The sequence below is a fragment of the Marinobacter sp. UBA5687 genome (genome assembly GCF_002420325.1).
Lineage (GTDB): Bacteria > Pseudomonadota > Gammaproteobacteria > Pseudomonadales > Oleiphilaceae > Marinobacter > Marinobacter nauticus.
This window is the reverse complement of record NZ_DIHV01000040.1, coordinates 1-20,995: the sequence shown is the minus strand read 5'-3', so window position 1 is coordinate 20,995 and position 20,995 is coordinate 1. Positions and strand designations below refer to the sequence as shown.

Below are 20,995 nucleotides of genomic sequence, written 5' to 3'. Positions count from 1 at the left end.
CAATGCCGATGAATCCCTCGCCACTGATTGGTATCGACAAGACGCCCGAGAAAACTGCAAGACCGCACACGCCTGGCGTTCGCTGACTCCGTACCGTGCTTGTAAGTCAGCCACCAGTTGGCGTTTACGAGGCGGTCTCAGAGCTTTTTTGCCACCACATCCTGGAGCATAGCCTTGTCCAGGCTCAAGTCGGCCACCAGCTTCTTGAGGCGATGGTTTTCCTCCTCCAGTTGCTTGAGCCGCTTCAGCTCGGACGGGCCAAGGCCGCCATACTTCTTGCGCCAGTTGTAGAACGTGGCATCCGAGACGCCCATCTTGCGACAGACTTCGGGAACCGAGGTGCCCAGCTCGGCCTGCTTCAGGGCAAAGGCAATCTGCTCTTCGGTGTAACGGGATCGCTTCATGGCATGATCTCCTGCTCAGGGCTCTATCATGCCGGATTTTCCAGTTTTAAATGGACCTAAATTCTGGGGTAGGGTCAATGGCAAAGGCATCAAGATTGGTGACACCACGATTTCATTTGGCGGGTTCATCAAGGCCGATGTGATTTTCGGATCCAACGGTAATGGAATCAGCAACGGTTACTCCATTGGTTTGCCCCGGACGCTTGCCAGGGCGGCCAATGAAGGTGAAAGCGACTGGAAAACAGGCTTCTCTGCCCGTGAATCTCGTATCAGCATTGGTACCAAGACCGAGGATGTTGCCGGCCATGATTTGACCACGTACATCGAAATGGATTTCAACACCGCGGCTGATGCTCCCGGCAATGAAGTTGTCTCAAACAGCTATAATCCGCGCATGCGGCAGGCGTATGGCTCCTGGAATGGTTGGGATTTTGGCCAGACCTTCACAACCTTTACCGATCTGGCTGCATTGCCAGAGATTCTGGACCAAGGTAAACAGGCTGCCTTTATCTATACCCGACAGCCGATGCTCCGCTATAACATGTCCGCTCCGGGTGGCAAGTTGATGGTCGCCCTCGAAAACCCGGAAGATGGTTTTGGCTCTGAATCCTATGGCGATCAGTCCTATCCGGATCTCGTAGCGCGCTATCAGACTCGCGGCAACTACGGTATCTACTCTGTTGCGGCCCTGCTGCGCCATCTGGAAGATGATGCTGCGGAGGACACCAAGGCAGCCGGTGCTGTATCTCTGAGTGCCCGTATTCCTACGTTTGGGCGTGATGACTTGCGTCTGCAATACAGCTATGGAGCGCTTGGCCGTTACATGGGGCTGTTCACCTACCCGGATGTGGATCGGGCTGAGCAGGCGGCCGGAAAGGTTGAGCCGCTGAATACCTACGGGGTCACTGCGGCCTATCGTCACTTCTGGAATTCAACCTGGAGAAGTAACCTGACGGTTTCCCATACCGAGATTGTGGACGATCTGGACTTCTCTCCTGCAGGGACTCTCAGCTATTTCGACTCCTCCACCTCAGTCCACGCTAACCTGCTGTGGTCCGCTCATAAGAACCTGACTCTGGGTCTTGAGTATGCCTACTGGGACTTTGGCGAGATCGCAGGCAGCGGCAGCCAGCAGTATGAGCAGGTAATGGCTTCCGCCAAGCTGTCATTCTGATCAGCGATTTCCGTTGAGTTAAAACGAATATCAGGTATTTCATCGCTTGCCCCGGGTGCGCTGCACACCGGGGCTTTTTTATGCCCGCGCGAGAAGTGTAGGCCTCGAGGCGCCGGGCACAAAAAACCCCTCCGTAGAGGGGTTCAGGAGTGCTGTTTCCGGAGGAATCAGCTGAAGGCCTGAATACCGGTCTGACCACGGCCCAGAATCAGGGCGTGGACGTCGTGGGTGCCTTCGTAGGTGTTAACTGCTTCCAGGTTCATGACGTGGCGGATAACGTGGTATTCATCTGCAATACCGTTACCACCGTGCATATCGCGGGCTACGCGGGCGATGTCCAGGGCCTTGCCACAGTTGTTACGCTTCAGAAGGGAAACGGAATCCGGGGTGGCAATGCCAGCATCCATCATGCGGCCCAGCTGCAGCACAGACTGTAGTCCGAGGGTGATTTCAGTCTGCATGTCTACCAGCTTCTTCTGGATCAGCTGGTTGGCGGCCAGGGGCTTGCCAAACTGCTTACGCTCCAGGGTGTAGTTGCGGGCTGCATGCCAGCAGAATTCCGCAGCACCCAGGGCGCCCCAGCTGATGCCGTAGCGAGCCTTGGTAAGGCAGCTCAGCGGGCCTTTCAGGCCTTCAACTTCCAGGCGGTTTTCTTCAGGAACGAAGACTTCGTCCATAAAGATAGAGCCGGTGTCGGATGCGCGCAGGGAGAATTTGCCCTGAATCTTCGGAGTTTCCAGACCCTTGGCGCCTTCGCGCTCGATCACAAAGCCGTTTACCACGCCGTCCAGCTTGGCCCAGACCACGCAAACGTCGGCAATCGGGGAGTTGGTGATCCAGGTCTTGGAGCCGCTCAGCAGGTAGCCGCCATCGACTTTCTTGGCGCGGGTTTCCATGCCGCCGGGGTCAGACCCGTGGTTTGGCTCGGTCAGGCCGAAGCAGCCAACAAACTCGCCGGAGGCCAGTTTCGGCAGAATGCGCTTTTTCAGTTCTTCTTTGCCGTAAGAGAAGATCGGGTACATCACCAGTGAAGACTGTACGCTCAGGGCCGAGCGGTAGGCAGAGTCTACCCGTTCAACTTCCCGTGCGATCAGGCCGTAGCACACGTGGTTCAGGCCGGGGCCGCCGTACTCTTCCGGCAGGGTGGCACCCAGCATGCCCAGTTCACCCATTTCGGTGAAGATGCTGCGGTCGAATTTTTCGTGGCGGTTTGCCTCGACGATGCCGGGCATCAGACGGTTATCGCAGAAGCTGCGAATGCTGTCGCGTACCTGGCGCTCGGTTTCGTCCAGTTGTGATTCAAAGTTCAGCAGGTCGTCCCAAGGTGCGGAAGCCATTGTTGTTCTCCTGAAAAGTTAGTTGGAAACCCGTTCAATTACAGCAGCAATGCCCTGGCCTACACCAATGCACATGCTGATCAGAGCGTAACGGCCACCGGTACGTTCGAGTTGGCGTACCGCCGTCAGGGCAATCCGGGCGCCGGAAGCGCCAAGAGGGTGCCCAACGGCGATGGCGCCGCCGTTCGGGTTGAGTCTGGAATCGGAAGGATCGATTCCCAGTTTGGTGGTGCAACCGAGAACCTGGGCGGCGAACGCCTCGTTGATCTCGATTACATCCATGTCTTTTAGTGTCAGGCCTGCCCGGGCCAGGGCTTTCTGGCTTGCCGGAACCGGGCCGTAGCCCATTACATTGGGCGCAACGCCGGCGATGGCAGCCGATACGATACGTGCGCGGGGCTGGATGCCAGCCCGCTTGCCGGCTTCTTCGGAGCCGATAATCAGGGCGGCAGCGCCATCGTTCACGCCGGAGGCGTTGCCGGCAGTAACCACGCCATCTTCAGCCAGCGAGCGAAGATTGGAAAGCGCCTCGAGGTTGGATGTAGGCCTTGGATGCTCGTCGTCCTGTACGGTCAGTGGCGGTTGTTTGCGGCCCTGAGGTACAGAAATGGGCAGGATCTCGTCCTTGAAGAAGCCTTCCTGGCGGGCCGCCTCGTAACGGGCCTGACTTTGCGCGGCAAAGCGATCCACTTCCAGTCGGCACAGGTTAAGTTCGCGCGCAATGTTGTCTGCGGTTTCAGGCATGGTGTCAGAACCGAACTGACGTTCGATCAGCGGGTTCGGGAAGCGCGCGCCAATGGTGCTGTCAAAGGCCCGGAATTCACGACTGTAAGGTGATTCGGACTTGGCCAGCACAAACGGCGCGCGGCTCATGCTCTCGGCACCGCCGGCTACGAACAGGTCGCCTTCGCCACAACGGATAGCGCGGGCAGCATCGATGATGGCGGCAAGGCCTGAGCCGCACAGCCTGTTAACGGTCTGGCCACCGGTTTCAACCGGCAAGCCTGCCAGCAGTCCGGCGTGCCGCGCCAGGTTGCGGGCATCTTCACCGGCCTGGTTGGTGCAGCCGGCAATCACGTCTTCATAATTCTCCGGAGCAAAGGCGTTGCGCTCAATGAGTGCGCGAATGACCTCGGCCAGCAGGTCGTCGGGGCGAACCTTGGCCAGGGCGCCTGCATGCCGCCCAAATGGTGTTCTTAAGCCATCATAGATGTATGCGTTCATAAGAATTGCCGTATCGATTATGGTTAGGTAATTCCGAACTGCGGAATATAGTTTTGTAAATGATATTGGAAAAGACTAATCTGGGTCTATCTCAATTGCAAGAATTGTTCATCATTGGTGGCTGACTGGTTTATGAATGGAACTCTTCGCTGGCTGCTGGCTTGTGCCGTGGTCATGGAGCTTGTCGCGATTTGTCTGCAGAGCAAAGCCCTTAGCGCCTCTGCCGGGCTGGTATTCATCCTGGTGTTTGTTCTGGGCGCGATGCGCCTTCAGGTCTATGCAAGGACGTTGCTCCTGCTTTCCCTCACGTTTAGTGCTGGTTTGTTTGTGACCGGCCGTCTCGGAATGGACGGTGCCCTTGATGCGTTGTCGGATGCAGCGTTCTATTCGGCGTTTTTGGGCAGCCTGGGGATGATGCAGTGCCTGGTGCGCCGCTTTGAAGTCCTCAGGCGTATCCACGATGTGCTGCTCGGGGGTCGGGTATCCCTTTTATACCCAAAGTATGCGGCGGTGAGCTGCGGTATTGCTTCGGTACTCAGTTTCGGAATGATGAGCCTTCTATGTGGCACACTCGCGGATAGCCTGAAGGAGAGGGGGATAGAGGGCGCGGCAAGACTGCAGTGGCTCAGGAGCGTGCTGATCAGCGCCTTGCGAGGGTTTGCGCTGGTGCCATTGGTGGCACCCACCAGCGTAGCGGTTGCGATTCTCACGCGAGAGCTGCCCCAGCTCAGCTGGTCTTCTCTTTTGCCTTTCGGCTTTGTGGCAGCTTTGCTGATGATCGTGGTTGGCTGGGTGCTGGAAAGGCAGCGCTTCCGGGAAATCAGTAGTGAACGGGTTGCGCTCGACGGCTGGCCTGAAGGAACGGGCAAACTGACGCTTCTGGTTCTGGTGGTGTTTGGCTGTATGGCTTTGCTGGTTGCCTTGGCGGGCGTGAAGGTGTCGGTGGCTGCCATGTTGGCTGTTCCGGCTGTCACTTTGTCTTATATGTTGTTGCAGGAACGCTCTCCGGTGGCGGCATTGGCAGAAGGGGTGGGACAGTTGGCGGTGATGTCCAACGAAATGGCGATCTTTGCCGGCTCAGCCATGCTTGGGGTATCGATTGCCACTGTGGTGCCTGCAGATCTGTTGAACGGACTTGTGGTGAGCGGCTGGGGTAGTTACCTGATTGCAGCCGCAGGGCTGCTGATCATGCCGCTGTTCTCCATGGCCGGGGTGATTCCGATTACCGTGCTCAGCGTGCAGTCGGGCATGCTTGCGCAACTTGTGGCTAGCGGGGCTGACCCGATGCTGGTGGCAATTGGTCTGGTTATTGGTTTCTCACTGGCAATGATGGTGTCGCCGTTCGGGCCGTCGGTGATGTTGCTGTCACGGTTTGGTCAGGTTTCCCGCAACGTAGTGGCCTTTCAGTGGAACGGTGTTTTTGTCTTGCTGGTGGTGCCGCTGTTGCTGTTATTGCTGGCGGTGTTTGCGGTACTTCTGCCGGTCCTGGGTTGACCGGCAGAATTCGCAGGCGAATCAGTAGCCGCGGGTGACGTCGACAATGCCTGTGACAGGCAGACCCTTGGCGTGATCGCGGATTTTACCGGTGATCTGCTCCAGGGTCGCATCCCGAAGGGTGCGCGCTGAAATGTGAGGTGTGATTGTGATGTCGGTTCGCTCCCAGAAAGGGTGTCCCACGGGCAGGGGCTCTTTGCGGAATACATCCAGTGAGGCGCGCTGAAGTTTTTCCTCGTTCAGGGCACGAAGCAGATCGTCTTCGACAAGGTGTTCACCCCGGCCAACGTTGATCAGTACCGCGTCTGGCTGGAGTTGGCTGAAGAGGTCGTAGTTAAGGATATTTTCGGTTTCGCTGGTCAGAGGCAGAGTGTTAACCAGCACCCTGGTTGCCCCCAGGAATTCTCCGAGTTGCCCGTTGCCTGCGAAGGTGCGCACGCCATCTACCGTGTGCTCACTCCTGGCCCAGCCGTTTACCGTATAGTCGAGGCTTGCCAGTGTGCTGGCCACACGCTTGCCGATGTGCCCAAGCCCCATAATGCCGATGGGCCACTCTTTCCGGCTGATGGGGCGGTGTATCTTCCACAGCCGCTGGCGTTGCTGATCCCGGTACAGCTCCATCTGCCGGCTGACTTCCAGTATCTGGTGCAGTACATGCTCGGCCATCTGTACCGACATGCCGGCATCTTCCAGTCTTACCACGGTAAGGTCTGCCGGCAGGTTGGGGACTTTCAGCAATCCGTCGATACCGGCGCCCAGGTTGAACACGGCCTTCAGGCGGGTTTCACGCTCGAACAGCTTCGCCGGGGGCTGCCATACGATGGCGTAGTCTGCATTAATCGCCGGTCCGTCCGGATCCCAGACATAAATGTCTGCTTCTGGTAGCAGTTGTTTGATAGGTACGGTCCAGCGCTCTGGTTTGGGATCGCCCGCTACAAAAAGTACCTTCATACATGCTCCTGAGTATGGTTTGTTGTCGTGCATATGACTTGGTTCCGCATTGCAGAATAAAGTATCGCTATACTATGGTAAAGGTTGCCCGGGTTTCCGTCATGGCTATTTCGTGGCATCGGGTAATGCCAGTGTTTCGAATCTGGCATGAAATTTGATGGCAGATTGTGGTTCTTGAGTTTCTCATAGACTAGAATATGTCCACTTTTCACGCCCACGGTTCGCCAGGCTATCCGTGACAGGCAACGCAGTTCAGGAAATAGGCAAGTTATGGCAAAAAAACAGCAGGACAACTCACCGGAGTTGCAAGTGGCATCCGGTGATGGTGAGCCGGTTCAGCCGGGTAAGGATCGCAAGTTTGTGGAGGCATTGTCCCGGGGGCTGGATGTTCTGCGCGCGTTCAGTCAGGGGTCTGTCATACTCGGCAACCAGGACATTGCCAGAATTACCGGCCTTCCCAAGCCCACCGTTTCGCGCATGACCTATACGCTGACCAAGCTGGGTTATCTGGGCTACAACCAGCAGTTGGAAAAGTATCAGCTTAGTTCCGGCGTGCTGGCTCTGGGTTACGCCTATGTATCAAACCTGAAGGTGCGTCAGCTGGCCAAGCCCTACATGGACGAGTTCGCCCGGCAAACCAACATGTCGGTTGGTCTGACTTGTCGCGACCGCTTGCACATGATTTATGTAGAAAACCGGCTGCCGCCTGAAGCAACCCTCCTGCGGATGGATATTGGCCTGAAGCTGCCTATGTCGACAACCTCTGCAGGGCGCGCCTATTACTGTGCGATCAGCGACCCGGCCCGCAAGCTGATCGACGATGCCATGGCGAAGAAGTACGGTGAAAAATGGCCGGTAATTAAAGAAGGCCTGGACCAGGCCATGGAAGATTACCGGGAGCACGGTTTCTGCCTGTCGCTGGGAGACTGGGATCGGAACATTAACTCCGCCGGTGTACCTATCCACCTGCAGGATGGCACTACGATGGTGCTGACCTGTGCGGCGCCGTCGTACCTGGTGCCTGGCGACAAGTTGCGCGACTCCTATGCTCACCAGCTGGCTATGTTAGCCCGGGATATTGAATCGCTCGGTGTCTAGGCCAGGCTGCCGGTAGCCGGCCGGATCAGACAGAAAGGCATAAAAAAACCGCAGACGAAAGTCTGCGGTTTTTTTATGCCTGAACCGAAACGGTGGTTGAAATAAGGGCTAAACTTGTATTAAATCGTTAATTGATTTCGCTAGATAAAACCATATTTCATAAAAGGCGAGGGGAGATTATGTCAGAGGTTGTTGCTTATACCCGTGAAGGGAATGTTGGTGTCATTTCCGTAAACTACCCGCCGGTCAATGCCTTGAGCCATGCTGTGCGTGCCGGTCTGGTTGCCGCCCTGGAACAGGGCCAGAAGGATGCAGAAGCAGATATCCTCCTGCTGGTATGTGAAGGCCGTACGTTCATTGCTGGCGCGGACATCCGCGAATTTGGCAAACCTTTGCAGGAGCCGGGCCTCCCCGATGTGATCAATGCCTATGAATCAAGCGACAAGCCCATTGTTGCCGCTATTCATGGCACCGCACTGGGCGGTGGCCTGGAAACGGCCCTGGGTTGTCATTACAGGGTTGCCCTGCCGTCTGCCAAGGTGGGCTTGCCTGAAGTAAAGCTTGGTCTGTTGCCCGGTGCTGGCGGTACCCAGCGCCTGCCTCGCCTTGTGGGTGCCCAGAAGGCACTGGAAATGATTACGTCTGGCAACTTCGTAGGCGCCAGAGACGCGCTGGCTCTGGGCATTGTTGATGCCGTTGAAGCCGGCGACGATATCCGCCAGGTTGGCCTGGCCTATGCGCAGAAACTGGCAGGTGAAGGTGCTCCGGTACGCCGGGTGCGTGATATTGCCGACAAGGTTGAAGCTGACAAAGGCAGCGATGTCTTTGACCAGTTCCGTGCTGGCCTGGCCAAAAAGGCCCGCGGCCTGTTCTCGCCATTCAAGTGTGTCGACGCTGTAGAAGCCGCTTTCACCCTGCCGTTTGCCGAGGGCCTGAAGCGAGAGCGTGAACTGTTTAAAGAGTGCATGGAATCACCGCAGCGTGCAGGCCTGGTCCATTCGTTCTTTGCCGAGCGTGAGGTTTCCAAGGTCAAAGGTCTGGCCAAGGACACGCCGGTGCGTGAGGTGAAGAGTGTGGGCATTATCGGTGCCGGCACCATGGGTGGAGGAATCGCCATGAACTTTGCCAATGTGGGCATTCCGGCCACCATCGTTGAAGTTCAGCAGGAAGCCCTGGATCGCGGAATGGCAGTCATTCGCCGCAATTACGAGAACTCTGCCAGAAAAGGCAAGCTCACCGCCGAGCAGGTGGAAGAGCGCATGGGGCTGATCAAAACCAGCCTGAGCTACGATGACTTCCGCGACGTCGACCTGGTGATTGAAGCCGTCTTTGAGAACATGGCCGTCAAGAAAGAGATCTTCGCCAAGCTGGATGAAGTGTGCAAGCCGGGCGCCATTCTCGCGTCTAACACCTCCACCCTCGACATTGACGAAATTGCCTCGGCTACCAAACGCCCCGAAGACGTTGTGGGCATGCACTTCTTCAGCCCGGCCAACGTTATGAAGCTGCTGGAGAATGTTCGCGGCAGCAAGACGTCCGACGAAGTCAAAGCCACTGTCATGGCAGTAGCGAAGCAGATCAAGAAAGTCGGCGTGATGGTTGGCAACTGTCACGGATTTGTGGGCAACCGGATGCTGCACAAGCGCGGTGCCGAGGCCATGGCGTTGGTTAACGAAGGCGCCTCGCCGCAGCAGGTGGACAAGGTGCTGACAGATCTGGGCTTCCCGATGGGGCAGTTTGCGATGTCTGACCTGGCCGGCATTGATGTCGGTTATCGTATTCGTGAAGAGCGTCGTAACGCCGGTGAAGATGTGCCGGCCAGTTGGATGGACAAGCTGGTTGAGCAGGGTCGTCTGGGACAGAAAACCCAGGCTGGGGTATACAAATATGAGGAAGGTAGCCGCGCGCCGGTTGTCGACCCGGAAGTGGAACAGCTGATTGAAAGCTTCCGCGCGGAACAGGGGATCGTAGCCCGGGAGGTTACCGACCAGGAAATCCTTGAGCGTTGCATGTATGTAATGGTCAACGAAGGTGCCAAGATCCTGGAAGAAGGCATTGCCGACCGGTCACTGGACATCGATGTGGTCTGGATCTACGGATATGGTTTCCCCGCGTATCGTGGCGGCCCCATGTTCTGGGCAGATCAGGTTGGGCTGGACAATATTCTGGCGGCAGTGAAGAACTACAACAACACAGTGGGTGGCGAGCAGTGGAAGCCTGCGCCGTTGCTCGAGAAGCTGGTGGCGGAAGGCCGCAAGTTCAGCGATCTATAATTATAAGGAGTTCATCTTATGTCTGATGCTGTCATCGTTTCGACCGCGCGTACCGGCCTTGGCAAGTCCTATCGTGGTGCCCTGAACAACACGCACAGTGTTGACCTGGCCGGGCACGTTATCCAGCACGCCGTTGAGCGTGCAGGAATCGACCCTGCCATCGTTGAAGATGTCATTCTGGGCGCAACCTTTCACGAAGGTTGTCAGGGCAAGAACATGGCACGCCTGGCGGCTATTCGTGCCGGGCTCCCGGTAACCACGGCCGGGCTGTCAATTAACCGGTTCTGCAGCTCCGGCCTGCAATCCATTGCTATTGCTGCCCAGCGCGTAATGTCGGAGAAAGTACCTGCCATCGTGGCTGGTGGCGTTGAGTCCATCTCCCTGGTTCAGAACGACAAACTTAATGGCTTCCGTGCTACTAACGAATGGCTGATGAAGAACAAGCCGGAACTGTACCTGTCGATGATCGAAACGGCCGATATTGTCGCCCAGCGTTACAACGTAAGCCGTGAAGCGCAGGATGAGTACGCACTGATTTCCCAGCAGCGCACCGCCGCGGCCCAGCAGTCCGGCAAGTTTGACGACGAAATTGTGCCTTTTGACGCCACTATGCTGGTTAAAGACAAAGAAACCGGTGAAGTGAGCGAAAAACAGGTAACTCTGGACCGGGACGAATGCAATCGCCCGAATACTACATTGGAAGGGTTGGCCTCACTGGACGCGGTACGTGGCCCGGGTCAGTTTGTTACCGCGGGAAACGCCAGCCAGCTTTCTGATGGCGCCTCTGTGTGTACGGTCATGGACAGCACCTATGCCGAAAAGCATAACATCGAGCCCATGGGCATTTTCCGTGGCTTTGCTGTTGCAGGCTGTGAGCCGGACGAGATGGGCATCGGCCCGGTGTTTGCTGTTCCACGCCTGCTTGCCCGTAACGGCCTGACCATGGACGACATTGACCTGTGGGAGCTGAACGAAGCCTTTGCATCCCAGGTGGTCTACTGCCGCGACCGTCTGGGTATTCCGATGGAAAAACTCAACGTGAATGGCGGCTCTATTTCTGTGGGTCACCCCTATGGTGTGAGCGGTTCCCGCCTTACCGGCCATGCCCTGATTGAAGGCAAGCGCCGGGGTGCCAAATATGTGGTGGTCACCATGTGCATTGGCGGCGGTCAGGGCGCAGCCGGCCTGTTCGAAGTGGTATAAACGGAGAGCGCCGTCATGCAGCAGAAAATCGTCAGTACCCGGGACCTGGCTTTCCAGCTTTATGAACTTCATGAAGTAGAGAAGGTGCTCAGATTTGAGCGCTATCAGGACCATAGTCGTGAAACGCTGCAGGCGGCGCTGGACCTGGCGCTGAAAGTTGCCGCAGAGGAGTTCGCACCCCATGCTCGCTTGGTGGATGAAGAAGAGCCGACCTTCGAGAATGGCCGTGTGCACATGCGGCCGGAAGTTCACAAGGCGCTGGACGTACTGAAAAGTACTGGTCTGATGGCGGCCAGTCAGGACTACGAGCGCGGTGGCATGCAGCTGCCCAGTGCGGTTGCCCAGATGTGTGTGGGGATGCTCAAAGGAGCCAACGTAGGGACTCAGGGCTACGCCGGGCTAACTATTGCGGCAGCTAACCTGATTCTCGCCCATGGCTCCGACGAGCAGAAAAGCCGCTACGCCGAGCCGATGTTGGCGGGGCGTTTTTTCGGCACCATGTGCCTGACCGAGCCCCATGCAGGTTCCTCTCTGGGAGATCTGCGCACTCGAGCAGAGCCACAGGCAGATGGCAGTTATAGGTTATTTGGTAACAAGATCTACATCTCCGGTGGTGATCACGAGCTGAGCGAGAACATCATTCATATGGTACTCGCGCGTTTACCTGGGGCCCCGGCCGGCGTAAAAGGAATTTCCCTGTTTCTGGTGCCGAAGGTCCTCGTTAACGAAGATGGCTCTTTGGGTGGGCGCAACGATGTCGCCCTGGCTGGTCTGATTCACAAAATGGGATACCGTGGCACGACGTCTACCATGTTGAACTTTGGTGAGGCAGCGGGGGCGGTCGGGTATCTGGTTGGCTCGCCCCACCAGGGCCTGGCTGCCATGTTCCACATGATGAACGAAGCCCGGATTGGTGTTGGTCTGGGTTCGGTGATGCTGGGTTACACCGGCTATCTTCATGCGCTTGAGTATGCCCGCGAGCGGCAGCAAGGGCGTCCGGTTGGAGAGAAGGATCCGGAAAGCCCCCAGGTGCCTCTGATCCGCCATGCTGATATCCGGCGCATGCTGCTGGCCCAGAAGGCCTATGTGGAAGGTGGGCTGGCGCTCTGTCTGCAGGGTGCAGTATTGGTGGACGAGAAGAAGTTTGCGGAAACTGGCGAGCAGCGCGAGCTTGCCGCCGGGCTGCTCGACTTGCTCACGCCGGTGATCAAGTCCTGGCCTTCCCGTTATTGTCTCGAAGCTAACAGTCTGGCAATTCAGGTGCATGGTGGCTACGGCTACACCCGGGAATATCCGGTGGAACAGTTCTACCGGGATAACCGGCTTAACCCGATCCACGAGGGCACCCATGGTATTCAGGGCATCGACCTGCTTGGTCGCAAGGTTTCCATGGCCGATGGCCGTTACTACTGCGAACTGGTGAGCAGGATCGAAGCCACTATTGCCGAGGCCCGCAAGCAGGAACGGCTGGCTTCTAATGCCGGGTTGCTTGAACGGTCCCTGGCCGCAATGGTTGAAGCTACCCGGGTGATTAATGAAGTAAAGGCCTCTGGTGATAAGGAAAAAGCACTGGCCAATGCCACTCTTTACCTGGATGCCTTCGGGCAGGTAATTGTCGGCTGGCTCTGGCTGCGACAGGCCCTGAAAGCCCTTGCTGGAGTCAGTGGGGCCGGTGATCAGCCTGAGTCCTTCTATCAGGGCAAGTTACGCGCCTGTGATTATTTTTGCCGGTATGAATTGCCGGGCGTGCTAGCAACGGCTGAGTTGCTGCAATCGGTGGACTCAACGGCACTGGATATGTTTGACGAGGCATTCTGACCGGCCTCGCCAACTCTGAATCAACACAAAAACAACAGGAGTCAGGGTAATGGACAGACAAGCAAAGGCGGTGGTCTGCCGGGAGTGGGGCAAGCCGGTACAGGTCGAACAGATTACGGTGGACGGACCAAAACGGGGCGAGATAACCATCAAGGTTGCCGCCTGCGGCGTATGCCACAGCGACCTTTCAGCCACCACTGGAAAGATTCAGTATCCACCGCCATTGGTACTGGGCCACGAGGCGGCCGGTGTGGTGGTTGAAGTTGGCGAGGGTGTGGAAGGCTTCAGTGAAGGCGACCACGTTGTTAGTTCGTTTATCTCAATGTGCGGCAAGTGCCGCCAGTGTGTGCGTGGCCATCCGGTTCTTTGCGAAAACGCCCGCAAGGCGATGTTTACACTGCCCGATGGAACCGTTCGAACCCGCGACAGCCAGGGCGAGCCCTTGAATGTGTTCGGCGCCTGTGGCGTGATGGCGGAGTATGCAACCCTGCATGTGGATAACTGCGTGAAGGTTGCAGAGGATGTGCCACTACAGAACGCCGCATTGGTGGGCTGTGCCGTGATGACCGGTGTGGGTGCTGTATTTAATACTGCCGGGCTGGAGCCGGGTTCCAGGGCTGCGGTGTTCGGTATTGGCGGTGTTGGCCTGAACGCCGTTCAGGGCTGCGCAACCGCCGGTGCCGAAATGATTGTGGCGGTGGACAACAACCCGAAAAAGCTCGCCATGGCGCGGGAATTCGGTGCCACCCACACGATTGACCTCAATGAAGTGGACGATGCCGCCAAGGCCATCAGAAAACTGACCGGCGGCGTGGATTACGCCTTTGAGTGTGTTGGTGCCGGTGCCGTGGTTGAGCAAGCCTATAAGTCTCTCGGGCGCGGTGGTACCGCCGTCGTGGTGGGCGTTGCTGACCCGAAAGACAAAACCTCGATTACTACGCTCACCCTGCCGGCCGACGAGCGCACCCTGAAGGGCAGCTGGCTGGGTTCAGCCCGGCCGCAACACGATTTCCCGCGGCTTCTAGGTTTGTACCGTGCGGGTAAGCTTAAACTCGATGAGCTGATCACCCAGACTTACTCCATAGATGAAGCCGTTCAGGCCTTTGACGACATGATCTCCGGCAAGAACGCGCGTGGCGTGATTGTCTTCGACTGAGGGAAAAACATGAAGATTCTGAACAAGAACTACATCAATGGTAGCTGGGTCGACTGGAACGGCGACATGGCGGATGTGCATGAAGCGGCCACCGGCGACGTGATTGCCCGGGTGCCCATGTCCGATCCGGGACAGATGGAGCTGGCAATTGCCGCTGCGCATGCAGCATTTGAGGTCTGGTCTGAAAGTTCTGTAGAGCAAAGGGTGAACGTGCTTGGCCAGCTGCATGCTGGACTCAAGCAAAGGGCACCGGAAATTGCGGAAGCGGTCAGCCGGGAAGTGGGCATGCCACTGAAGCTTGCCACGGCAATCCAGGCTGGCCTGCCGGCAACTGTAACCAAGACCTATACCGATATGTTGCCGGAGTTTACGTTCGTTGAGCAGTCTGGTAACTCGGAAGTGCAATATGCGCCGGTCGGGGTGGTGGGCTGTGTTACTCCCTGGAACTACCCGCTGCATCAGATCATTCTGAAGGTAGTACCCGCGATTGCTGCCGGCTGCACCGTCGTGCTGAAGCCCTCTGAGATTGCGCCGCAGGCAGCCTTTATCCTCGCTGACATTCTGGATGAAACCGACCTGCCGGCGGGTGTGTTCAACATGGTATGCGGGGCCGGGCAAACCGTTGGTGAAACCCTGATCCGGCATCCGGATGTGCGCATGCTGTCATTCACCGGCTCCACCCGCACCGGTCATGCCATTGCCCATGCCGCTGCGGATGACTTCAAGAGGATTGCGCTGGAAATGGGCGGCAAATCGGCATCGGTTGTTTTATCGGACGCTGACCTGGAAGCCGCAGTAAAAGGCACAGTGAGCAACTGCCTGCTCAACTCCGGACAAACCTGCACCGCCCTGACCCGGCTGCTGGTGCCCGCCGATCGCCATGACGAGGCGTGCAAGCTGGCGGCTGCAGCCGCGGCCAGAATGACCCCGGGCAACCCGCTGGACGAAGCCACCCGTTTGGGCCCCTTGGCCTCCGCGCAGCAGCGGGACCGGGTAATGGATTACATCCGGCTCGGTGTTGCGGAAGGCGCCACCCTGGTAGCCGGCGGCCCGGACGCGCCGGAAGGCCTGGACAAGGGTTACTTTGTACAGGCAACCGTGTTTGGCAATGTAGACCCGAACAGCACAATCGCCCAGGAAGAGATTTTCGGCCCGGTGCTGTGCGTGATTCCCTACAGCGATGAGGCAGAAGCCTTGCGTATCGCCAATGGCACTGCCTACGGGCTGTCTGGAGCGGTCTGGTCGGCGGATCAGGAAAAGGCAAAGGCTTTTGCCGCAAAACTCCGGACCGGACAGGTGACGGTGAACGGTGGCGGCTTCAACCCGCTGGCTCCCTTTGGTGGTTTTGGCCATTCCGGTATCGGGCGAGAGTTCGGCAAGTGGGGGCTTGAGGAGTTTCTGGAAGTGCGTTCGCTGCAGCTGTAATCGCAAGACAACGAAGGAGCCGCAGCAGCGGCTCCTTCGCGTTTCAGAGACCGGAAACATTTATCAACAACAAAAGAGTGATGCCGTGAAAACACGAATTACGGAATTATTTGGAATCGAACACCCGATCGTACAGGGTGGCATGCACAACGTAGGCTTTGCCGAACTGGCATCGGCGGTATCCAATGCCGGTGGTCTGGGCATGATTACCGCCCTGACCCAGCCTACGCCTGAACATCTCGCCAGTGAAATCGCCCGCTGCCAGCAGATGACGGATAAACCCTTCGGCGTAAACCTGACCTTCCTGCCTTCCTTCAATGCGCCGCCTTACCCCGAGTACATTGACGTTATCATCCGCAGTGGTGTCAAGGCGGTTGAAACCGCCGGCCGCAGCCCCGAGCAGTACATGGAGCAGTTGAAGGCTGCGGGTATCAAGGTTATCCACAAGTGCACATCTGTTCGCCACGCTTTGAAGGCCGAGCGAATCGGTTGTGATGCCGTCAGTGTGGACGGCTTTGAATGCGGCGGCCATCCCGGTGAGGATGATGTGCCAAACTTCATCCTGCTGCCTCGTGCGGCTGAAGAGCTGAAGATACCTTTCATTGCATCTGGCGGGATGGCCGATGGCCGGAGCCTGGTAGCGGCTATGGCATTGGGTGCCGAAGGCATGAATATGGGCACCCGTTTTCTGGCCACCAAAGAAGCGCCGGTTCATGAGAACGTGAAACAGGCAATTGTGGACGCCAATGAACTACAGACCCGGCTGATCATGCGTAACCTGAAGAACACCGAGCGGGTGATGGATAACGCAGCCGTGCGGGAAATCATCCGGATTGAGAGTGAAAAGGGTGACCAGGAAACCATTGACGATATCCGCCACCTGGTCACAGGCGCAAAGGGTAAGCTGGTACTGCAGGAAGGCAAGATGGATGAAGCCGCCTGGAGTTGTGGCATGGTTGTTGGGTTGATTAATGATATCCCTTCATGCGATGAGCTGGTCAGCAGAATCATGGCCGAGGCCGAAGGGATTGTGCGCCAGAGACTTGCCGGCTTTTTGTAAATGAATAGCCCGGAGGGTGCATCACCCTCCGGGCACATGGTTTCAGGCCAGGGCCTTTTCCCTTCTTTCGTATCTCTGGTGCGTCAGTGCGGCGGCGATGACCGCAGGAATGATCAACGCAGCACTAATAAGAGACAATTCCAGATTGGTCAGCGGAACCGGTCCGCCACCGGGGGTAGCAAGGATCATGCCACCGGCAATGAGTCCCAGCCGGATTGGCCATTGCAACAGCTTGCTTGCTGCCAGAGAGCCTACCCCGATCAGCCAGCCTTGCATGGCCGATGCTATCAACGTTACCCCGATCAGTGCTTGTACAATCACCAGGAGAATCTCGCTCCAGGTGCCCTGAAAGATCAGCGCCGGATTAAGCACAAACAGGAACGGGATAAAGTAGATCACGCTGCCCAGCCGCATGGCTTCCACACCGGTTTTCATTGCGTTGGAGCCGGCAACCGTTGCAGCGGCAAAGGCGCCCAGGGCAACCGGTGGGGTGATGAAACTGAGCATGCCCCAGTAAAGGATGAACAGGTGAACGGCCAGGGGATCCATGCCGCCGCCGTTTATCAGGGCCGGTGCCAGCGCAACCGCCAGGAAAATATAGGCAGCTGTAACTGTCATGCCGATGCCGAGCACAAAGCTGGTCAGTGCTCCCATCAACAGCAGTACCAGGGTGTTGCCACCGGCAAGGTAGATAAGGTCATTGGCAATAGTGCCTGACAGCCCGGTAACCGACAGTGCACCTACCAGCAAGCCAACACCGGTGAGGATCGCGATCAGCTCTGCAAACAGCTTCCCTGATTCTGCGAAGAAGTCCTTCACGTCTTGCCACTTCCAGCGCTGATAGGGCAGTACCTGGTTGATCACCAGCAAGAGAACCGTTGCAAAGAATGGTGCCGTGGCCTCTCGTCGCAGGAAGAACAGCATCCAGATCAGCAGGGCAAACACGAAGATGAAGTACCAGCCTTCCTTTAATGTTTGCTTGAGCGATGGTAATTCACTGGCGGGCAGGCCCTGAAGCTTGTTGCGGGCAGCATAGGCATCAATCTGGATAAACAGGCCGAGGAAATACAGTACGGAGGGCACGACTGCCGCCAGTGCAATGGTGCCGTAGGGAATATTCAGGAACGCGGCCATGATGAACGCGGTGGCACCCATAACCGGTGGCATCAGAACACCGCCCGTAGAAGCACAGGCTTCTACGCCGGCTGCGTAGGAACGGCTGAAGCCGACGCGGCGCATTGCTGGAATTGACATCACTCCGGTTGTCATCACATTAGTGATTACGCTGCCGCTCATGGATCCCATGAGGCCGCTGGAGAAAACCGCAACCTTTGCCGGTCCGCCCCGAACATGGCCCAGCAATGCGAAGGCCAGGTTGATAAAGAAACGACCGCCGCCGGTTTTCTGCAGGGCGACGCCAAACAGAAGGAAGCCGATCACGATGTTGGCAAAGGCTTGCAAAGGCACGCCCATGATGCCTTCTCGACTCATGGCCATGTAGATCGCGGTCTGGTCGGGGGTAGATGGAAAGCCCTGGATTGGGCCCGGCAGCTTGTCTGCAAATATCGGGTACAGGCTGGCGACACCGACAATCATGGCAATCGGCAGGCCGCCGGCCCGACGAATGGCTTCGATGACAGTAACCCAGAACAGGAAACTGAATACTACGGCGTATTGTGGTGCCGCGTATTCCCAGCCGTAATCCAGAATAGTTTCCGCGTTGTAGACAAAGAACCCGCAGATAACGGAGGCGGCAAGAAACAGGATGATGTCGTACCAGGGAACCTTGTTCCGGGAAGCGTAGCGTGACATTGGCCAAAGCAGAAAAACCAGCGGTAGCATAAGTGCCACCACTACATAGAAAAACTGGCTTTCCACTTTGGTAACAATATTGATCAGCTGCAAATTGAACAGGTAGTCAATCGTCAGCAGTGTCAGGACAAGAGTTGCAACCCTGGGGATCCATGGCCATCCGCCGGAAAGCCGCCGGATGCCGCTGACGTTTTCGTTCGATGGCTCAGTGTTGTGTGTTTCGGACATGCAGTAAGACTCCTGAAAGAACTCCGGTGTAACAGACCCCTTGTCTTTACACCGGAATCAGGTTTCAACCAGGACAGCAGGTTTTACCGGAATACCGGGTTCATGCCAGCTGCTTGAAGTGCTTCTGCCCGCGCCGTCATCCAGCCCTTTCTGAAGGCTTCCTTGTCGGCAGGCGGGTTGGCCTTGGTGTAGCTCTCCCAGGTGTCCAGGAGAATATTCTGACGCTGGACCAGCATGTCCTGGTGCTGTTGCATATCTTCAGTCCAGTGGCCGATTTCCTTGTAGTAGTCGACGACTACATCATGCAGCGGGATGACCCAGTTGAGGTTCTGGTTCTCCAGCGCATAGCCTGCATTGCCCGGAGCGGAGTCCTTGTACTTGTCGTAATCCTCGGTGAAGACACGAATCAGCCCGTCCACCAGTTTTTTATCGGCATCGGCGTTGGCGATGATGATGGGGTAGGGGTAGCTGGAACCAATCCACGGCTCATCCTTGCTGATGCCGGCGCCGGAAGTAACCAGGTGCGGTTGGAAATAGGGAGCCACGGAGCGCAGTCGCTCCCAGCCCTCGGTGTCTTCAGGATCAAGCTCCAGCCAGGATATACCGCGCGGACTGGCGGAAAGCTGTTGTGGGCCGCCGGCGACAGAAACGGTAAATGCGGTATCGCTTTGATTGGCGACGATGCCGTCAAAGGCACGGCCGTATCCCGGGAAGTCTACCCGCTCCACGTCATCCCAGGTGAGGTCGCCAAAGGCCAGCATGGCTTCGGTGCCGAGGTTCAGGGCATCGTCACCACGAATGTAGGAAATGCGTTTGCCCTTGAGGTCATAGGGGGTTTCTACGCCGATATCGCCGGCTACAGCAATGCTCAGGCCAAAACTGGCAATGGATGTGGTAATAACCCGAACCGGCTGCGGCCCCCAGTTGTCCTCGGAGAACATCAGTACGCCCTCGGCGGCGTAATAAGCGGCAATGCCACAGGAACAAACCGGTACGCGCCCGGTTTTAAGTGGTGTCATCCGAGAAACGTCGTTCTCGCCGGGCAGGATCCGCAGTGATACGCCGTACTCATTGCGCAGTAGATTGCCGATAGAAGCCATCTGGCTATAACCTGCTGAGCTGGTGCCATAGGCAGTCATTCCGATGGTGGCTGGCAGATCGACATTTTCTGCAGCCCACGCAGTGGTTGCGCTCCCGGCAAGAAGAGAAATTAAAATGATATTTTTTGTTGTCATCATGTATGCGCTCTTCTGAGGTTATTGTTTTGCTGTGCAGAATAGAATTCTGAATTAAGATTTAGTGTAGTCAGGCTTTTGTCTGTGTGTCAATTGATGTGATCGACGGCTAATTTCCTGCGCGTCGTTGTCAGGTCTGTAAGAGGCTGATAGGTTTCCATCAAGCTGGCTGGACCTGTCGGGCCACCGACAGGTGGGGCCAACTTTGTTCGTAAGTTACTAATTTGTAATGATAGAGTGCCCGTAAGACACGCATCCCCCTATTGCATATTACGGCCCATCATGAACACCCATTCCGGACGAACGTGAACACCGATTCTGGTTCAACGTGAACAGTCATTCCGATTGAAGGTGAACACTTTTCCGGATTTTCCGGAATCGGTGTTCACGATGCCGGAATCAGCGTTCACATTCCCGGAAACGGTGTTCACGTTCAACCGGAATCCTTCTTAACGCATTGTTTATTAGACCGTTTGCTACTCTGACTCCTTTTTCTGGGGAGCGGAGTTGTGCCAGCAAAGAGAATTCTAATGCGTAAAATCAGAGAGGTGCTTCGCCTAAGGCTGGAAGCCGGGCTCTCGATCCGGCAGATCAGTGCCAGCACCAAGACCAGTGTCGGGGCCATCCAGAAGCTGTTAGCCCGGGCCGATGCCCTGAACCTCAACTGGCCGTTGCCCGAGGATTTGGACGATGGCCGCCTTGCGGCCCTGTTCTATCCCGGTGCCGATCCCACCACATCGACTCGCTACCAGGTGCCTGACTGGGCCACCGTTCATCAGGAACTCAAGCGTAAAGGGATGACCAAGCAGCTGTTGTGGGAGGAATACACAGCTCAGTATCCCAATCGCTGTTACAGCTACTCCCAGTACTGTGACCGTTATCGGCAATGGCTGAAGCAGCAGAAGCACTCCATGCGCCAGACCCATAAGGCCGGGGAGAAGTGCTTCGTGGATTACTGCGGCCCGACCGTGCCGATCATCAACCCGCAGACCCGTGAGGTACGCACCGCTCAGGTGTTCGTGGCGGTGCTTGGGGCCTCCAACTACACCTACGCTGAAGCCACCTGGAGCCAGAGTTTGCGAGACTGGCTATCCAGTCACGTG

General features: G+C 56.9%; 14 protein-coding genes and 2 pseudogenes. 10 read left to right on the top strand and 6 right to left on the bottom strand.

The genetic code is table 11. The annotated features are described in order from the left end of the window. A pseudogene (locus B3Y70_RS04305) lies at positions 1-404 on the bottom strand (transposase); the annotation flags it as partial. 28 nt (positions 405-432) lie between these two features. Here B3Y70_RS04305 and B3Y70_RS04300 point away from each other — a divergent pair. Further along, positions 433-1,578, top strand: coding sequence for a DcaP family trimeric outer membrane transporter (locus B3Y70_RS04300; protein WP_286892980.1), 1,146 nt, complete (start codon positions 433-435; stop codon positions 1,576-1,578). A 167-nt stretch (positions 1,579-1,745) separates the two neighbouring features. On the opposite strand, the gene B3Y70_RS04295 is transcribed toward B3Y70_RS04300, so the two are convergent. Both B3Y70_RS04295 and B3Y70_RS04290 read right to left on the bottom strand, forming a co-directional pair. Further along, entirely contained in the window at positions 1,746-2,915 is a 1,170-nt protein-coding gene (locus B3Y70_RS04295) for an acyl-CoA dehydrogenase (RefSeq protein ID WP_023008965.1), read from the bottom strand. A gap of 18 nt (positions 2,916-2,933) precedes the next feature. Next, entirely contained in the window at positions 2,934-4,139 is a 1,206-nt protein-coding gene (locus B3Y70_RS04290) for a 3-oxoadipyl-CoA thiolase (protein WP_286892983.1), read from the bottom strand. A gap of 132 nt (positions 4,140-4,271) precedes the next feature. Here B3Y70_RS04290 and B3Y70_RS04285 point away from each other — a divergent pair, with 132 nt between their 5' ends. Continuing rightward, entirely contained in the window at positions 4,272-5,633 is a 1,362-nt protein-coding gene (locus B3Y70_RS04285) for a hypothetical protein (protein ID WP_286892985.1), read from the top strand. 21 nt (positions 5,634-5,654) lie between these two features. Here B3Y70_RS04285 and B3Y70_RS04280 read toward each other — a convergent pair whose 3' ends face one another. Beyond that, positions 5,655-6,584 (bottom strand): 2-hydroxyacid dehydrogenase, encoded by a 930-nt coding sequence (locus tag B3Y70_RS04280; RefSeq protein ID WP_058091208.1) that lies wholly within the window; start codon positions 6,582-6,584, stop codon positions 5,655-5,657. A gap of 270 nt (positions 6,585-6,854) precedes the next feature. On the opposite strand from B3Y70_RS04280, the gene B3Y70_RS04275 reads away from it, so the two are divergent. The 7 genes from B3Y70_RS04275 to B3Y70_RS04245 all read left to right on the top strand — a co-directional run bounded on the left by B3Y70_RS04275 (position 6,855) and on the right by B3Y70_RS04245 (position 16,617). Continuing rightward, on the top strand, positions 6,855-7,682 hold the full coding sequence (locus tag B3Y70_RS04275) for an IclR family transcriptional regulator (RefSeq protein ID WP_058091207.1): 828 nt from the start codon (positions 6,855-6,857) through the stop codon (positions 7,680-7,682). A 179-nt stretch (positions 7,683-7,861) separates the two neighbouring features. Further along, on the top strand, positions 7,862-9,955 hold the full coding sequence (locus B3Y70_RS04270) for a 3-hydroxyacyl-CoA dehydrogenase NAD-binding domain-containing protein (RefSeq protein ID WP_286892988.1): 2,094 nt from the start codon (positions 7,862-7,864) through the stop codon (positions 9,953-9,955). A gap of 18 nt (positions 9,956-9,973) precedes the next feature. After that, positions 9,974-11,158, top strand: coding sequence for an acetyl-CoA C-acyltransferase (locus B3Y70_RS04265; RefSeq protein WP_058091205.1), 1,185 nt, complete (start codon positions 9,974-9,976; stop codon positions 11,156-11,158). A 15-nt stretch (positions 11,159-11,173) separates the two neighbouring features. Continuing rightward, positions 11,174-12,976 (top strand): acyl-CoA dehydrogenase, encoded by a 1,803-nt coding sequence (locus B3Y70_RS04260; RefSeq protein WP_058091204.1) that lies wholly within the window; start codon positions 11,174-11,176, stop codon positions 12,974-12,976. 49 nt (positions 12,977-13,025) lie between these two features. Beyond that, positions 13,026-14,132, top strand: a complete 1,107-nt coding sequence (locus tag B3Y70_RS04255; RefSeq protein ID WP_094624531.1) for a zinc-binding dehydrogenase — start codon at positions 13,026-13,028, stop codon at positions 14,130-14,132. Between the two features lie 9 nt (positions 14,133-14,141). After that, complete coding sequence (locus B3Y70_RS04250) at positions 14,142-15,557, top strand: aldehyde dehydrogenase family protein (protein ID WP_286892994.1); 1,416 nt, start codon at positions 14,142-14,144, stop codon at positions 15,555-15,557. A gap of 85 nt (positions 15,558-15,642) precedes the next feature. Beyond that, positions 15,643-16,617, top strand: coding sequence for an NAD(P)H-dependent flavin oxidoreductase (locus B3Y70_RS04245; RefSeq protein WP_058342394.1), 975 nt, complete (start codon positions 15,643-15,645; stop codon positions 16,615-16,617). Between the two features lie 42 nt (positions 16,618-16,659). Here the strand turns inward: B3Y70_RS04245 and B3Y70_RS04240 are convergent, their stop codons facing one another. Both B3Y70_RS04240 and B3Y70_RS04235 read right to left on the bottom strand, forming a co-directional pair. Further along, complete coding sequence (locus tag B3Y70_RS04240; protein WP_286892997.1) at positions 16,660-18,657, bottom strand: TRAP transporter permease; 1,998 nt, start codon at positions 18,655-18,657, stop codon at positions 16,660-16,662. An 83-nt stretch (positions 18,658-18,740) separates the two neighbouring features. Next, positions 18,741-19,892, bottom strand: a complete 1,152-nt coding sequence (locus B3Y70_RS04235) for a TAXI family TRAP transporter solute-binding subunit (protein ID WP_288589247.1) — start codon at positions 19,890-19,892, stop codon at positions 18,741-18,743. A 509-nt stretch (positions 19,893-20,401) separates the two neighbouring features. Between B3Y70_RS04235 and B3Y70_RS04230 the strand changes: the two are divergent. Beyond that, positions 20,402-20,995, top strand: a pseudogene (locus B3Y70_RS04230) (IS21 family transposase); the annotation flags it as partial.

What these genes read in the sequence shown, in the direction of transcription:
- B3Y70_RS04275 (WP_058091207.1), top strand. Translation starts at nt 6,855, where the DNA reads ATGGCAAAAAAACAGCAGGACAACTCACCGGAGTTGCAAGTGGCATCC.
- B3Y70_RS04280 (WP_058091208.1), bottom strand. Translation starts at nt 6,584, where the DNA reads ATGAAGGTACTTTTTGTAGCGGGCGATCCCAAACCAGAGCGCTGGACC.
- B3Y70_RS04300 (WP_286892980.1), top strand. Translation starts at nt 433, where the DNA reads ATGCCGGATTTTCCAGTTTTAAATGGACCTAAATTCTGGGGTAGGGTC.
- B3Y70_RS04250 (WP_286892994.1), top strand. Translation starts at nt 14,142, where the DNA reads ATGAAGATTCTGAACAAGAACTACATCAATGGTAGCTGGGTCGACTGG.
- B3Y70_RS04290 (WP_286892983.1), bottom strand. Translation starts at nt 4,139, where the DNA reads ATGAACGCATACATCTATGATGGCTTAAGAACACCATTTGGGCGGCAT.
- B3Y70_RS04270 (WP_286892988.1), top strand. Translation starts at nt 7,862, where the DNA reads ATGTCAGAGGTTGTTGCTTATACCCGTGAAGGGAATGTTGGTGTCATT.
- B3Y70_RS04265 (WP_058091205.1), top strand. Translation starts at nt 9,974, where the DNA reads ATGTCTGATGCTGTCATCGTTTCGACCGCGCGTACCGGCCTTGGCAAG.
- B3Y70_RS04295 (WP_023008965.1), bottom strand. Translation starts at nt 2,915, where the DNA reads ATGGCTTCCGCACCTTGGGACGACCTGCTGAACTTTGAATCACAACTG.
- B3Y70_RS04285 (WP_286892985.1), top strand. Translation starts at nt 4,272, where the DNA reads ATGAATGGAACTCTTCGCTGGCTGCTGGCTTGTGCCGTGGTCATGGAG.
- B3Y70_RS04235 (WP_288589247.1), bottom strand. Translation starts at nt 19,892, where the DNA reads ATGACAACAAAAAATATCATTTTAATTTCTCTTCTTGCCGGGAGCGCA.
- B3Y70_RS04240 (WP_286892997.1), bottom strand. Translation starts at nt 18,657, where the DNA reads ATGTCCGAAACACACAACACTGAGCCATCGAACGAAAACGTCAGCGGC.
- B3Y70_RS04255 (WP_094624531.1), top strand. Translation starts at nt 13,026, where the DNA reads ATGGACAGACAAGCAAAGGCGGTGGTCTGCCGGGAGTGGGGCAAGCCG.
- B3Y70_RS04260 (WP_058091204.1), top strand. Translation starts at nt 11,174, where the DNA reads ATGCAGCAGAAAATCGTCAGTACCCGGGACCTGGCTTTCCAGCTTTAT.